Genomic DNA, 13439 nt, shown 5'->3' with positions numbered 1-13439 from the left:
AAGGTATCAACGACGGTTTAATCAGAGCGTGAACGACGGGGCTGCCTTATCCAACTGTCCGGCAAGCAGCGTCTCAATGCGGTCACGCACAGGATAATCTTGCTGGCTGAAATGTAGACCAATACCAGGAATGCGGCGGCCGCTGACACCCTCGGGCGAGACCCATACCACGTGGCCGGTGATTGAAAGACGTTCGCTTTCACCCGGCAGCGTCAGCAGTAAAAATACCTGCTGACCCAGTGCATAGGGAGTCTGAGTGGGCACAAAAATCCCCCCACGGTCCAGAAATGGCATATAAGCGGAGAGCAGTGTCGGCACATCGGGAATGTTAAGAGAGAGCGCTTTTTGGGCTGCCATAACAACCTCGCTAGATTACTGTGAAATAGGGAGAACACATTCCGCTAGGAGCGCAGCAGAGCCGCCCAGCGAACCAACCACGCCTCAAGCACCAACTGGGGATTTGGGTTAGCTCCCACCGCCAACAGACGCCGCTGTTCACGGGCATAATCCAGCAGGCGAAACCAATCCTGCACCCGGCCATTTTTGACCGCCTGACGATAAAGCGGCTCAAGATCAGGATTGTGCAGCACTGCCGCTTCACCGGATAAACCGAGACGAATCAGGTCTTCCAGCCAGGCGATACCGTACCACAAGATGGCATCAATCGCCTGGCGATCCAGTCGCGCGGCCTCTGAGACAGGCTCTGCGCCGCGCACCAACTGCTCAAAACTGTCGTGAATTTGGTGGCGCAAAGCACGCTCTTCGGGCGCGGCCAGCTCCACCGCCAGCAGCGGCAGGCCACCCGCTACCTGCCACCAGAAGTAGGCTTCGTCGGCACTGTTAAGTTTCTCGATCAGCCAACCGCGACATGCCTCAAAGGCAACACTGGGCAGGGACCACTGCTGACAGCGCGAGCGGATCGTCGGCAGCATCCGTGAAGGCACGTCAGAGAGCAGAATAAACAGCGTCTTATCGCCGGGTTCCTCAAGGCTTTTGAGCAGCGCATTAGCAGCGGCAACGTTCATTGCCTCAGCCGGTGAAATGACAATGACCCGGTATCCCCCCTGCTGAGCCGTTTGCGAAACAAAACGGTTAACCTCGCGAATAGGGTCAATACGAATCTGGCGCTTGCCCTCTTCCGGCGAGACCCGCAGCAAATCAGGATGGTACCCCGATGCCAACATCGCGCAGCTATGGCAATGGCCGCAGGCCTGGTCGGCAGGAGTGGCGCAAAGTGTCCGGGCGATTAACGCCTCCGCCAACTGCTGCTTACCTACCCCATGGGCGCCATGAATGAGCAGCGCATGGGGCATCCGCCCTCCATCGGCCAGACGGGTTAATTGATGCCAGGTGGCAAGGTGCCACGGCATAACACCGGTTAACGCCATGCTGTTACTCGCGCCGAAAGGGTCCTACGAATCTGCGCCTGTACTTCTTCAAGGGAGTGTTGAGCTTCAATCACTGCAAAACGTTCGGGGGCTTCTTCTGCTCGTGCCAAATAGGCGTCGCGTACAGCTTGGAAAAAATCGGCCTGCTCTTGCTCAAAACGGTCAAGCTGCTCGTGACGATCGCGCAGGCGTACTTCTAAACGCTGCTTTGCCGCCTCTTTAGGCATATCGAGCAAAAGTGTTAAATCGGGCGAAAGTCCCTGCTGAACAAAATTTTCCAGCACGGCGATACGCTCCTTGGCAATGCCTCGGCCGCCGCCCTGATAGGCAAAGGTAGCGTCAGTAAAGCGATCGCACACTACCCATGCGCCTCTTGCCAGGGCAGGCAGAATTTTCTCCGCTAAATGCTGCGCCCTAGCAGCAAACATAAGCAGCAGCTCGGCATCCACATGCAGCGGCTCTTGGGGGGCGGGGTCAAGCAGCAGGGCTCGAATAGCTTCGCCACGCTCAGTCCCCCCCGGCTCACGTGTACGCACCACTTCCAGCCCCTGGGCTTCCAACCACTCAGCGACAAAGCCCACATTGGTAGACTTTCCCACACCTTCGCCGCCTTCCAGCGTAATGAAGCGTCCCCGCTTACTCATCATGCTCCCTTACTGTGGTGATCAATATGGTGATGACTTTGAAGATAGGTCATGGCGATTATCGATTGCGAATATAGCGGTTAACGGCATTATTATGCTCCCGCAATGTACGCGAGAAGTGATGCGTGCCATCGCCCCGGGAAACAAAATAGAGCGTTTCGCCGGGCAACGGGTTTACCGCCGCTTCCAATGACGCACGCCCCGGCAAAGCGATCGGCGTGGGCGGTATGCCATCAATCACATAAGTGTTATAAGGCGTCGCTTCACGAAGATCAGCGCGGGTGATGCGGCCTTCATAGCGCTCGCCCATGCCATAAATAATCGTCGGGTCGGTTTGTAAGCGCATGCCCTGCTCCATACGGCGCTTAAACACCCCGGCAATCTCGCGCCGCTCCTCTGGCGCAGCCGTTTCGCGCTCAATCAAAGAAGCCATAATAAGCGCCTCATAGGGCGACTCAATAGTCAGGTCGTCGGCACGCTCTTCCCAGACACCGCCCAGAATTCGTTCCATACGCTCAAGCGACTGGCTTAGAATATCGACGTCGCTCATTCCCAGGTGGTAACGATAGGTATCGGGAAAGAACCATCCCTCAGGAAAGGTGCCTTCACGATCAAGTAGCGTCATCACCTCTTCGTCGCTCAAATCAGCCGTGCGATGGTCAAGTTTTGGCGCGGCATTGAGCAAGTCGCGCATTTGACGAAAGGTCCACCCCTCAGGAATCGTCAGCGGATAGGTGACAACGTTATTACTGCCTAGCAGTGCCATCATTTCCAGCCCGCTCATATCCGGCAAAAGCTGATATTCCCCAGTACGCAGCCGCGGCACGCGCTCAGGCTCCACCCGCGCTAATAAGCGAAACGCCCAAGCATCTTCCAGTATGCCCTGGGATTCCAACTCCGCCACCACCTGATGAAACCCCGCACCAGAAGGCACTTGGTAAAGCGTTGGCTCATCAAGCGCTAGCGGTGCCTCTAAGCGGCTCTGCCAATAAAAATAACCACCTACTGCACCGGCAGCCCCAATTATGACTACGACTAACAAAGCGGTTAATAACCGTTTCACCATGACACCTCAAAATAATTGCGGGGCGATATTGATAAGAAGGCTGGCGTTTAGGCAAAGCCTAACAACTGATGGGCCAAGCGTTGGAAGGGATCAGACTCACTCACAGCCCAGCGCTGCAGCAACGAGCCATCCGCTGCTAGCAGCGTCGACACGGGCCACACTCCCTGAACAGAGTTTGCTACCCATAGCCGCTCGACCTCTGCAAGGCGATCCAGCGACACCCCCCCCTGGGCAACGACACCTTGATCAATTAAACCAGCGCGCAGTGTTCCTGCTACGCCGCATTGGTCAACAAAAGGCGTGAACACCTGCCCCGCCTGCAGCCAAAAAACATTCATACTGGTGGCTTCTATGACCCGGCCTTCGCTATCAGCGAGCAGACCTTCGGCGATCGCGGCATCGCTCCACTCCTGGCGGGCCAGTACGTTCTCCAGCCGATTAAGATGCTTAATACCGGCCAACCGCGGCTGGCGGCTAAGGTGCAAATCACAAAGCCTGACTGTGACACCCTGCTGCCAGCGCTGAATCGAGGGCTGAAATGGCGTACGGCGACTAAGCAAACGCGGTGTTACTTCATCCGGCTGCGCATAACCCCGCCCGCCACTGCCACGCGTCAGGATAAGCTTGAGTACTTCCAGCTCAGCGGTGCAATCACCCTGCCACGTGGCATCTAGTGCTGCTTGGCAAGGTAACGGTATATTTAGGCGCCGACACCCCTTCGCTAGGCGGTCTGTGTGATAGCGCCACAGCACCGGTGCACCTGCACGCAACAGTACCGTTTCAAAGAGACCATCGCCATACGCTAGCCCGCGATCATCAAACGGCACAGTTTGTTCGTCAGATAACGCGGGCGGCAACATCGTCAATTACACCTTCTTGAATAACAGCGAACCGTTAGTACCACCAAAGCCAAAGGAGTTGGAAAGCGCCATATCAATCCGCATGTTCCGCGCGGTGTGCGGCACATAATCCAGATTGCAACCCGGCTGCGGGTTATCCAGGTTGATGGTCGGCGGTGCGATCTGGTCACGAATTGCCAGAATGCTGAACACTGCCTCTACCGCACCAGCGGCACCCAACAGGTGGCCGATCATCGACTTGGTAGAGCTCACGGCCACATTATTGGCTGCATCACCCAGTACGTTCTCAATGGCTCGACTTTCTGCCAGGTCACCTGCCGCGGTTGAAGTGCCATGGGCATTGATATAGTGCACTTCAGAAACGTCAACCTGGGCATCTTTGATGGCATTGCGCATAGAGAGCGCTGCACCACGGCCGTCTTCCGGTGGCGATGTCATGTGGTAAGCATCATCACTCATGCCAAAACCGACCAGCTCGGCATAGATGTGAGCGCCGCGCGCTTTGGCATGCTCATACTCTTCTAGCACCAACACACCCGCACCGTCCGATAACACAAAGCCATCGCGATCAGTATCCCACGGGCGGCTGGCCGCCTGAGGGTCATCATTACGCGTTGAGAGCGCGCGTGCAGCTGAAAAGCCGCCCAGACCTAGCGGGGTTGTCGCCATCTCGGCACCACCACAGACCATGACGTCTGCGTCGCCATAGGCGATCGTGCGCGCGCTGTAGCCAATATTATGGGTACCGGTGGTACAGGCAGTGGTAATCGCGATATTCGGCCCTCTAAAGCCGTGCTGAATCGCCATATTGCCCGAAATCATATTAATGATGGAACCCGGCACAAAGAACGGCGACACCTTACGGGCCCCACCCTTGTTGAGCGCGTTGTGGTTATGTTCAATCATGGGTAGACCGCCAATGCCTGAACCGATAGCCACACCGATACGATCCGCATTCTCTTCAGTGCACTCGATACCGGAATCTTCAACCGCTTGAGCGCCCGCCGCCATACCGTACTGAATAAAGAGATCCATCTTGCGAGCATCTTTAGGATTCAGGTACGGACTAATATCAAAGTTCTTGATCGACCCACCAAAACGCGTGTTAAAGCCACTGGTGTCAAAATGCTCAATAGGCGTAATACCGCTTTTACCAGCAACAATGTTGGCCCACGATTCATCTACGCTATTGCCCACTGGGGTCACCAGGCCTAACCCAGTTACCACTACCCTTTTCCGTGCCATTAGCTTTCCTCCAGGCATCCATGGTGACGCGACCCACTTGGGTCATTCGCTGCTTAAATTTGGTCAACAGTATAACGGAGATTGAACGTTATAAGCATTGTGGCAGCAAAGCAAAAAAGCCGCCCTGCGAAAGGACGGCTCTTAAGGCGGGTGACTAGCACCCCACCCTGGTTCGATGCATCGACGCAGCCCTTACTGGTGGGCGTTCACGTAATCGATGGCTTCTTGAACCGTGGTGATTTTCTCAGCTTCTTCATCAGGAATTTCAGTATCGAATTCCTCTTCCAAAGCCATGACCAGCTCAACGGTGTCGAGCGAATCAGCACCCAAGTCTTCTGTAAAAGAAGAGCTGTTTTGGATGTCTTCTTCTTTAACGTTCAGGCGCTCTGCTACCACTTTCTTAACGCGCTCTTCAATAGTACTCATTAACGTACTCCAGTCGTTCACATTAGCCGTTTTTGATAACCAGCTATTTGGAAACCGCAAGCCAAAAGCTGCGGGGTAGTTTATAGACGCCCTTGGGTCGACGCAACCGCCATCCCCAAGGCCATCAACGCATATTCATGCCGCCATTCACGTGAAGCGTCTCACCGGTGATGTAACCGGCTGCATCACTGGTCAGAAAGCCAACCGCTGCGGCGATCTCTTCCGGTGCTCCTAAACGAGCCAACGGAATTTGCTTAAGTAACATTTCATGCTGGGCCTCAGGCAGCGCCTCGGTCATATCGGTGGCAATAAAGCCCGGCGCCACCGCGTTAACCGTAATGGCGCGAGAAGACACCTCACGCGCTAAAGCACGGCTAAAACCTTCCATACCCGCTTTTGCTGCAGCATAGTTAGTTTGGCCCAGGTTGCCCATGGTTGCCACTACAGAGCTGATCGACACAATACGCCCAAAACGCGCCTTGGTCATACCCCGCAAACACGCCTTACTAACACGATAGACAGATTTTAAGTTGGTATCCATCACGGAGTCCCACTCATCTTCCTTCATACGCATCAGCAAATTGTCTCGCGTGATACCGGCATTGTTAACCAAAATGGTCGGCGCACCAAAGCGCTCAGTGATGGTTTTCAATACGCTGTCAATGCTGGCCTGGTCGGTCACGTTAAGACACAGACCTGCGCCTTCAATGCCATTCTCTTTTAAATCAGCATCAATTTTCTCAGCACCGGACTCGCTCGTCGCTGTGCCAATGACGATACGGCCTTGACGACCTAGCTCACGAGCAATGGCCTGGCCAATACCGCGACTGGCCCCTGTTACCAGGGCAACTCTACTTTCTTGGGTCATAACGTTCTGCCTCTAACCGTGTAATCAAGCAAGGATAGCGGAATAACACAACCCTTGGTCACGCTTTATCAGCCAACGTTTCACGCGCCAGCTCAAGCGCAGCATTCAGGCTGTCAGGATCATTTACTGCCAACCCCTTGCTACCCTTCACGATACGCTTATTGAGGCCGGTCAACACCTTTCCAGGCCCGCACTCAATAAATACTTCAACACCTTGACTGGCCATTGCCTCAACACAGGCGCTCCAGCGCACTGGCTGATAAAGCTGTTCGATGAGGCGTGTACGCAGTGTCGCGGTATCCGCATGCGCCTTGGCGTCAACATTTTGAATCACGGTATAGCGTGGCGCTCGCAATTTAATCGCCTGCATAGCCTCCGCTAGACGCTCGGCGGCCGGGCGCATTAACGCACAATGCGAAGGAACGGAAACGGGCAATGACATAGCGCGCTTGGCCCCCGCTTCTTGGCAGGCAACGATAGCCCGCTCCACGGCCGCCTTTGAGCCTGCCACTACGACCTGCCCAGGGGAGTTGTAGTTAACAGCAGACACCACGTCGCCCTGGGCGGCTTTTTCACAGGCGGCTTCAACCGCCTCGTCTGCCAAACCAAGGATGGCTGCCATACCACCTTCACCCGCGGGAACGGCTTCCTGCATGGCCTCACCGCGCAGACGCACTAAGTTAACGCCTTCGGCAAAGCTCATGACGCCAGCGCACACCATCGCGCTGTATTCGCCCAAGCTATGGCCCGCCATTACAGTAGGCCGAGGCCCTTCTAGCTCCTGCCAAACGCGCCAAATAGCGACGCTGGCAGAAAGTAATGCGGGCTGGGTGCACGCGGTTGCATTAAGCGATGCTTCAGGACCCTCTTGGACGACTTTCCATAAGTCGTAGCCCAAAGCATCCGACGCTTCCTCAAATGTCGTTCCCACCACACTATAGCGCTCGGCCAGCTCTCGCAGCATTCCAACCTGCTGAGAGCCTTGCCCGGGGAAAATGAGGGCAAGGGGTTGAGACATGTCGTTCACCTTTGCACTTGTAGGCATTTGCTCATATGAGCGATAGGCGAGATTATTGGCACATCCTGATGCCACCTATAAACTCGCAAAAAATAAACTATTTATTATCTAATCATGGCTCGCAGGTGCCACTGCTTCACTTAATGGCGCCTGCCAACGGCCTGCGATCCGCGCAGGTAAATTATGTTCTACTTCCTGAAGAGCACGCTGGATAGCGTAGTAGAAACCATCGGCATGGGTACTGCCGTGACTTTTCACCACGATACCGCGCAACCCCAACAAACTGGCCCCGTTATAGCGCACAGGATCTAACTCCTGCTTTAAACGCCTCAACACAGGCTTGGCCAGTAGGCTTGCTAAACGGCCACTTAAGCGCGATTCAAACGCCATCTGTACGCGTTCAACCAACATACTTGTCAACCCTTCGCTTGCCTTGAGCACAGCGTTACCCACAAAGCCATCGCATACCACTACGTCAAGCTGGCCTTTAAACAGGTCACCACCCTCGGCATAACCTTGATAATCAAAAGCACCACTATTGGCATGCTCGCGCAGCAAACGATCAGCTTCGCGAACGCTGGCGCATCCTTTAGTGGCCTCAGCACCAACATTGAGCAGCGCAACACGTGGCATAGCCGTGCCATCGACACACTGCGCCATCGCCGCGCCCATTAGCGCAAAATCCACCAGCCGATGAGCGGGAGAGTCCACATTGGCGCCTAAGTCCAGCAAATAGCAGCGACGCCCTTGGCGCGCTGGAATCGCGGTACTGATCGCTGGCCGAGAAATACCCTCGACCATCCCCAGCTCGCGCCTTGCTAATGCCACAAGCGCTGCCGTATTACCCGCACTTACACCGGCAACCGCCTCGCCCTGAGCGACACTTCGCAGCATGCGCACCATACTGGTCGCCTGCCCCCTGCGCAGCGCCCAGGCAGCGGTTGTCGATGGCATAATGCAGTCTGGTGCTTCACGCGCCACCAAACGTGACGTTGCCGCAGCCAGAGGCTGCGGCAAGCGTGAAAGCTCAGCAAGAATCTGCTGACGCGGGCCAAACAGAATCAGCTCAAGGTCTGGGTGTTCCACCACTGCCTTTGCAGCACCTGTGATAATCGCATGAGGGCCTTGGTCACCCCCCATCACATCTATCGCTAGGCGCATACCGCACTGAGTCCGTTTAGCCGCTTAATAACGCAATTGAGGTTTATACTTCAATCACTTTACGACCACGGTAGAAACCGTCTGGAGAAATGTGGTGACGCAGGTGAGTCGTACCGGTTTCTTTGTCTTGAGACAGCGTCGGAGCAGTCAGTGCATCGTGGCTACGACGCATGCCGCGCTTGGAACGAGTTTTACGGTTCTGTTGAACTGCCATGGGTGTTTACTCCAAGGTATTTAAGTTAAAGGGTGCTTATTTTTTGCCTTTTAAGACATTGAGCACCGCGAATGGATTCGTCGCTGGCGTTGTTTCTGCCGCCGCGCCTTCTGTTTTGCTGACCAGCTGCTCCGCCGAGACATGACATTCGGCTTCATCGTGATAGACCACTTGAGGCAGGCTAAGAATCAATTCATCCTCAACCACCGTCAAAAGATCCAGCTGTTCCTTTTCCACCAGCACCGGTTCATGACTAGCAGGCAACTCGGCCGCTAAGGCTTCGTCAGTGACCATTCCAAGCAAAAAGTCACTGCTCACCTCTTGAGGCAGCGGCACCAGGCAGCGTCGGCAGGCAAGCGCCAACGTCGCTTGCAAGTGGCCACGAATTTCACGACGACCTTGAGCATTGACGCCAAACTCAAGCACGACATGACAGTCGCCGGTTTGGACACCCGCTTCTTCGGCAAGACGTGGCAGTTTATCCAGCGCTACCAAGCCTTCGATTCGTTCGTGGCGGGCTGCGAGCTTATAAGGCTCAACCCGACTGGGGAGTTGTGAGGTCAACATAGGCGCGCAATGATAGGCACTCCCCCTGCTGGTGTCAAAGCTGTCGGTATATTTCTTCATGCCTTCCTCAATAAATAACCAACCGCGGCCTCAATAAACGGCCAACATAGGCAGGTTTAGCTGCTTTCGCTACACTCTACTGCTTTGAAATTGCATTTGCGCCACGTTGCACACACATCCCTTAGACATGCGCCACTACCCAGCCAGGAGCTATTTGTGACTTCATCCGCAATGACCGAGCCATCAAGCAGTCAGGTATCAACGACCGAGCTGGTACTGGCCTCCAGCTCGCGTTGGCGACGCGAGCTGCTGGATCGACTGCAGCTCCCCTACCAATGCTATTCGCCGGATATTGATGAAACGCCCCATAGTGGCGAAACACCCCACGCTCTGGTCCATCGACTAGCGCTCAGCAAAGCTAACGCCGTTGCGCACCATTTCCCCCACCACTGCATTATCGGCTCTGACCAAGTAGCAGTATTTGAAGGCGACATTCTTGGCAAACCGCATACCGAAGGCAAGGCACGCGCTAACCTAAGCCGCTTTTCCGGCCAGCGTGTCACTTTTTTGACCGGTTTAGCGCTGCTGGATACACGCCACCAGCGTCATCAGGTACACGTCGAGCCATTCGAGGTGGTTTTCCGCCACTTGAGCACCCAGGAAATTGAAAACTATGTCGCCAAAGAACAGCCACTCGACAGCGCTGGCAGCTTTCGAATGGAAGGCTTAGGCATAGCGCTGTTTGAGAAGCTTGAAGGCCGCGACCCTAACGCATTGATTGGGTTACCACTAATTGCGCTTTGCGACATGCTGCGCCAAGCGGGTTTAGACCCGCTTGGCGCCTCCTGATTATCAATAGAGCTGACAACCAAGGGCTTGGCAACTAAGCGCTTAGAAGCGCAGCGGGGTAGCGGGCGCACTGACGCCCAACACCTCGGCGACGACCTGGGTAAAGCGGCGCGTCAGGCGCTCAAATGGATCAAGACTCGGCGTATAATCGACCCAATGGGTGCCTCCCACTCGGTCACGCGCCACTTGCTCAAGGCTGCCTAATTGGTCAACCAAGCCTAGATCAACGCTCTGCTCACCACTCCAGACCAGGCCTGAAAATATATCGGGGCTGTCGCTAAGCCTTTCACCTCTTCCCGCACGCACATCATCAATAAACTGACGGTGAGTTTGGCTGAGCACTCCCTGCCAAAACTGCTCCGCCTCTTCATCCAGCGGCTGAAACGGGTCAAGAAAGGCTTTATTTTCACCAGCAGTCAGCACGCGGCGCTCCACACCAATACGCGCTATTGCCTCTTCAAAACCAAAGCCCGCGTAAATAACGCCAATAGAACCCACCAGGCTCACGGGCGACGCAACAATCTCATCCGCCGCCGCGGCAATATAATAAGCGCCGCTGGCACCGATATCTTCGATCACTGCGATAATCGGCTTATCGCCTTGTTCGCGTAGGCGCATGATTTCTGCATAGATACGCTGAGACTGCACCGGGCTACCACCTGGGCTATTAATGTGCAGCACCACGGCCGCAGCGTCTTGCGCCTCCCAGGCGTTATTCAGCCCCTCGATAATACGCTCCGCATTGGCAGGAGAATCGCTGGCAATTACCCCATTGACCTCAACAATACCTAAGTGGCGCTGTGTGGGCGCGGTGGCACTAGGCGAATCCCAAAACAGACTATAAAGGGTGGTAAACAGCACCAACAATACAATAGTGAGCATCATCAGACGGAAAAACAGCTTCCAGCGGCGAGTGCGGCGCTGTTCCGTTAACACACCGCCTATCCAGTGATCCATCATCTCCAGTTGCGCCAGCCGCTGGCGTTCGCGCAGAGTTTCGGCATCATCGTCTGGCGCACCCGACACCGGCTTAGCGCCCTTACTAGAAGGCACCTCTGATCCCTGTGTCCAACGATCCTTCCTCACCTCATTGCGATCATCATTGGTCGGGCCGTCACGTCCGTCGTTTGTGCCACCGGGGCGGATTGGGTCGTCGCTCATAAAATGTCCTTATGTAAACGCTGGCTACTCACCGTACAACCGATCAAAAAGCTCATCGATGCTATGGGCAATCCACTTGGGGCGACTCAGTGCCAAACGCTCTGGCGTATGCACCCCGTAAGTCACGCCTATTCGATCCATACCAATCGCTCGCGCCATTTCCAAGTCGTACTCTGTATCGCCGACCATCACCGCTCGCTCGACGGGCACTTCAAGCTCAGCCAACAGTTCCGAAAGCATTTGAGGATGTGGCTTCGAGCGGGTTTCATCCGCCGTGCGGCTGGCGTGAAACCAGGCACCGCTGTCGGTCTCAGCAAAAATGCGGTCGAGGCCACGGCGACTTTTGCCGGTCGCAACCGCTAGCCGCTGCTGTTCACGACCGCGCAAACGGGCGATCTGCGCCTCAACCCCGGCAAAAAACAGCATCGGCGTCGCATCCGCCGTCACAAAATGGTGCGAATAACGCTCACGTAGGCGTTCGGCCTGAGCTGGTAAAATACCTGGGCAAAGCTGGGCAATGGCCTCAGGCAGCCCTAATCCAATAATATCTTCCACCTCCGCCGCCGAGAGCTCTCCCCACTCGGCTTCCAGCGCAGCCGCCTGCATGCACGACACTATCCGCGGCACCGAGTCCATCAAGGTGCCATCCCAATCAAATATAATCAGCTCGTACTGCATGGCAGCTCCATATCAAGGGCGGATTAGTAAACGGCTTATTGGCGAGCACGCTTAAGCGCTTCTTCCAGCGCCTCTGGCAGTGGCGCTTTGACGGTCACCGGTCGACCATTGGTGGGCTCGGGAAAGGTAAGCGCACGCGCATGCAGAAACAAACGCCCCAGCCCTAATTGCTTGGTAAGAAAACCGCTTTCACGGGTGGCGTATTTATCGTCGCCCAGCAGTGCATGGCCTGCATGGGCAGCGTGCACACGAATCTGGTGGGTGCGCCCTGTCACTGGTTCGGCTTCAATCAAGGTGGCTTTTTCGAACGTCTCGACCACCGAGAAATGAGTACGCGACACTTTACCATTGGGATCAACCCTTACCCGACGCTCGCCATTGCCCGCATCAAAGCGATCCAAACGCGCGCTTTCGTAGGTTTTACGCGCTGGCCAGCGCCCGCTCACCAAGGCCAGATAGCGCTTATCCATGCCGTGTTTTTTCAGTGACTCATTAAGCGTCACCAACGCATCGCGGGATTTGGCCAGCAACAAGCAACCAGACGTATCGCGATCTAAACGGTGAACCAACTCCAGGAAGCTCAAATCATCGCGCACCTGGCGCAGTGCCTCGATCAAACCGATTTTAACCCCGCTACCACCATGCACCGCCAAGCCTGAAGGCTTGTTGAGCACCATCCAATCAGGGCCTTCCATGATAACGCTGCCCACTAACAGGTCGCGTAAATTATCGCTCACTTCCTTGACCGCCTCACGGGGCGCCAAGCGCAGCGGCGGAACGCGAACTAAATCGCCTGCTTGCAAACGGTAATCCACCTTTACGCGCTTTTTATTAACGCGCACTTCGCCTTTACGCACGATGCGATAGATAAGCGCCCGTGGCGCTCCTTTGAGCCGCGTCATGAGAAAATTATCAATTCGCTGCCCAGCCTGCTCTGGGGCAATATCCACCCACTGTACTTCACGCCCTTCGGACATTGCCGCTTGCTCCTGCTGTAGTTCGGTGACATCAGCTAAAAACGGCATTCTAGCGTAGACCCAAGGGCATTGCGTCAATTGCTGGTCGTTGTCTTTACTGTTATATTCCAAAACGTTCACCAGCCAAGCACAGAAAGCTTTCTTGTCTATCGCTAGTGACTAGCTGATAGATAGCTAATTCGTTAAATTGGTTAGCAGAAAACGTCAACGCTGAGCTCGGTTAATGCGCCTGCCCGACTAACACGCAGGCCTGAACACGAAAGACGACGTCAGTGTACGCATTGCTCGTTTTTCCAGTACCAATATCTGATCTTAAA

Annotated in this window: 16 protein-coding genes; 1 reads left to right on the top strand and 15 read right to left on the bottom strand. The window is 55.2% G+C overall.

The window, feature by feature from the left end:
* Window positions 1-21: 21 nt before the first annotated feature.
* From ACWI0H_RS08535 to ACWI0H_RS08480, 12 genes are all read right to left on the bottom strand, one after another.
* Complete coding sequence (locus tag ACWI0H_RS08535; RefSeq protein WP_008956795.1) at window positions 22-357, bottom strand: PilZ domain-containing protein; 336 nt, start codon at window positions 355-357, stop codon at window positions 22-24.
* Window positions 358-401: 44 nt separating this feature from the next.
* Window positions 402-1388: a DNA polymerase III subunit delta' gene (locus ACWI0H_RS08530; protein WP_336269286.1), complete on the bottom strand. Its 987-nt coding sequence runs from the start codon at window positions 1386-1388 to the stop codon at window positions 402-404.
* Window positions 1379-2032 carry a dTMP kinase gene (gene tmk, locus ACWI0H_RS08525; protein ID WP_008956797.1) on the bottom strand — a complete coding sequence of 218 codons (654 nt, stop codon included), beginning with the start codon at window positions 2030-2032 and terminating at the stop codon, window positions 1379-1381. Before tmk ends, ACWI0H_RS08530 begins: the two co-directional genes overlap by 10 nt.
* 58 nt (window positions 2033-2090) lie before the next feature.
* Window positions 2091-3098, bottom strand: a complete 1008-nt coding sequence (mltG, locus tag ACWI0H_RS08520) for an endolytic transglycosylase MltG (RefSeq protein WP_485875893.1) — start codon at window positions 3096-3098, stop codon at window positions 2091-2093.
* Window positions 3099-3145: 47 nt separating this feature from the next.
* The gene (pabC, locus tag ACWI0H_RS08515; RefSeq protein ID WP_485875892.1) at window positions 3146-3958 is read right to left on the bottom strand and encodes an aminodeoxychorismate lyase; all 813 of its coding nucleotides are present in this window, start codon (window positions 3956-3958) and stop codon (window positions 3146-3148) included.
* A 6-nt stretch (window positions 3959-3964) separates the two neighbouring features.
* A complete protein-coding gene (fabF, locus tag ACWI0H_RS08510; protein WP_008956800.1) occupies window positions 3965-5203 on the bottom strand; it encodes a beta-ketoacyl-ACP synthase II in 1239 nt (412 codons plus the stop codon).
* A 192-nt stretch (window positions 5204-5395) separates the two neighbouring features.
* Complete coding sequence (acpP, locus tag ACWI0H_RS08505) at window positions 5396-5629, bottom strand: acyl carrier protein (RefSeq protein WP_008956801.1); 234 nt, start codon at window positions 5627-5629, stop codon at window positions 5396-5398.
* Between the two features lie 124 nt (window positions 5630-5753).
* The gene (gene fabG, locus ACWI0H_RS08500) at window positions 5754-6497 is read right to left on the bottom strand and encodes a 3-oxoacyl-ACP reductase FabG (RefSeq protein WP_101146194.1); all 744 of its coding nucleotides are present in this window, start codon (window positions 6495-6497) and stop codon (window positions 5754-5756) included.
* Window positions 6498-6555: 58 nt separating this feature from the next.
* On the bottom strand, window positions 6556-7515 hold the full coding sequence (gene fabD, locus ACWI0H_RS08495) for an ACP S-malonyltransferase (protein WP_336272931.1): 960 nt from the start codon (window positions 7513-7515) through the stop codon (window positions 6556-6558).
* A 108-nt stretch (window positions 7516-7623) separates the two neighbouring features.
* Window positions 7624-8676 carry a phosphate acyltransferase PlsX gene (gene plsX / locus ACWI0H_RS08490; RefSeq protein WP_008956804.1) on the bottom strand — a complete coding sequence of 351 codons (1053 nt, stop codon included), beginning with the start codon at window positions 8674-8676 and terminating at the stop codon, window positions 7624-7626.
* A 43-nt stretch (window positions 8677-8719) separates the two neighbouring features.
* Window positions 8720-8890 (bottom strand): 50S ribosomal protein L32, encoded by a 171-nt coding sequence (gene rpmF / locus ACWI0H_RS08485; RefSeq protein WP_008956805.1) that lies wholly within the window; start codon window positions 8888-8890, stop codon window positions 8720-8722.
* A gap of 36 nt (window positions 8891-8926) precedes the next feature.
* A complete protein-coding gene (locus ACWI0H_RS08480) occupies window positions 8927-9457 on the bottom strand; it encodes a YceD family protein (protein ID WP_485875891.1) in 531 nt (176 codons plus the stop codon).
* A 231-nt stretch (window positions 9458-9688) separates the two neighbouring features.
* Here ACWI0H_RS08480 and ACWI0H_RS08475 point away from each other — a divergent pair, with 231 nt between their 5' ends.
* On the top strand, window positions 9689-10306 hold the full coding sequence (locus tag ACWI0H_RS08475; protein ID WP_485876184.1) for a Maf family protein: 618 nt from the start codon (window positions 9689-9691) through the stop codon (window positions 10304-10306).
* 42 nt (window positions 10307-10348) lie between these two features.
* Here ACWI0H_RS08475 and sppA read toward each other — a convergent pair whose 3' ends face one another.
* Genes sppA through ACWI0H_RS08460 form a run of 3 tightly spaced genes read right to left on the bottom strand, consistent with a single transcriptional unit; the run spans window position 10349 to window position 13122 of the window.
* A complete protein-coding gene (gene sppA / locus ACWI0H_RS08470; RefSeq protein ID WP_485875890.1) occupies window positions 10349-11467 on the bottom strand; it encodes a signal peptide peptidase SppA in 1119 nt (372 codons plus the stop codon).
* 24 nt (window positions 11468-11491) lie between these two features.
* Window positions 11492-12145 (bottom strand): HAD family hydrolase, encoded by a 654-nt coding sequence (locus tag ACWI0H_RS08465; RefSeq protein WP_176303125.1) that lies wholly within the window; start codon window positions 12143-12145, stop codon window positions 11492-11494.
* Between the two features lie 35 nt (window positions 12146-12180).
* On the bottom strand, window positions 12181-13122 hold the full coding sequence (locus ACWI0H_RS08460) for an RluA family pseudouridine synthase (protein WP_336273032.1): 942 nt from the start codon (window positions 13120-13122) through the stop codon (window positions 12181-12183).
* Between the last annotated feature and the right edge of the window lie 317 nt (window positions 13123-13439).

Source organism: Halomonas sp. NYA30 (genome assembly GCF_976980765.1).
The sequence above is the reverse complement of the archived record's forward strand: the minus strand, read 5'-3'. Positions and strand labels throughout refer to the sequence as shown.

What these genes read in the sequence shown, in the direction of transcription:
- ACWI0H_RS08535 (WP_008956795.1), bottom strand. Translation starts at nt 357, where the DNA reads ATGGCAGCCCAAAAAGCGCTCTCTCTTAACATTCCCGATGTGCCGACA.
- ACWI0H_RS08480 (WP_485875891.1), bottom strand. Translation starts at nt 9,457, where the DNA reads ATGTTGACCTCACAACTCCCCAGTCGGGTTGAGCCTTATAAGCTCGCA.
- fabD (WP_336272931.1), bottom strand. Translation starts at nt 7,515, where the DNA reads ATGTCTCAACCCCTTGCCCTCATTTTCCCCGGGCAAGGCTCTCAGCAG.
- acpP (WP_008956801.1), bottom strand. Translation starts at nt 5,629, where the DNA reads ATGAGTACTATTGAAGAGCGCGTTAAGAAAGTGGTAGCAGAGCGCCTG.
- ACWI0H_RS08530 (WP_336269286.1), bottom strand. Translation starts at nt 1,388, where the DNA reads ATGGCGTTAACCGGTGTTATGCCGTGGCACCTTGCCACCTGGCATCAA.
- fabF (WP_008956800.1), bottom strand. Translation starts at nt 5,203, where the DNA reads ATGGCACGGAAAAGGGTAGTGGTAACTGGGTTAGGCCTGGTGACCCCA.
- pabC (WP_485875892.1), bottom strand. Translation starts at nt 3,958, where the DNA reads ATGTTGCCGCCCGCGTTATCTGACGAACAAACTGTGCCGTTTGATGAT.
- ACWI0H_RS08465 (WP_176303125.1), bottom strand. Translation starts at nt 12,145, where the DNA reads ATGCAGTACGAGCTGATTATATTTGATTGGGATGGCACCTTGATGGAC.
- sppA (WP_485875890.1), bottom strand. Translation starts at nt 11,467, where the DNA reads ATGAGCGACGACCCAATCCGCCCCGGTGGCACAAACGACGGACGTGAC.
- ACWI0H_RS08460 (WP_336273032.1), bottom strand. Translation starts at nt 13,122, where the DNA reads ATGTCCGAAGGGCGTGAAGTACAGTGGGTGGATATTGCCCCAGAGCAG.
- rpmF (WP_008956805.1), bottom strand. Translation starts at nt 8,890, where the DNA reads ATGGCAGTTCAACAGAACCGTAAAACTCGTTCCAAGCGCGGCATGCGT.
- fabG (WP_101146194.1), bottom strand. Translation starts at nt 6,497, where the DNA reads ATGACCCAAGAAAGTAGAGTTGCCCTGGTAACAGGGGCCAGTCGCGGT.
- mltG (WP_485875893.1), bottom strand. Translation starts at nt 3,098, where the DNA reads ATGGTGAAACGGTTATTAACCGCTTTGTTAGTCGTAGTCATAATTGGG.
- ACWI0H_RS08475 (WP_485876184.1), top strand. Translation starts at nt 9,689, where the DNA reads ATGACCGAGCCATCAAGCAGTCAGGTATCAACGACCGAGCTGGTACTG.
- plsX (WP_008956804.1), bottom strand. Translation starts at nt 8,676, where the DNA reads ATGCGCCTAGCGATAGATGTGATGGGGGGTGACCAAGGCCCTCATGCG.
- tmk (WP_008956797.1), bottom strand. Translation starts at nt 2,032, where the DNA reads ATGAGTAAGCGGGGACGCTTCATTACGCTGGAAGGCGGCGAAGGTGTG.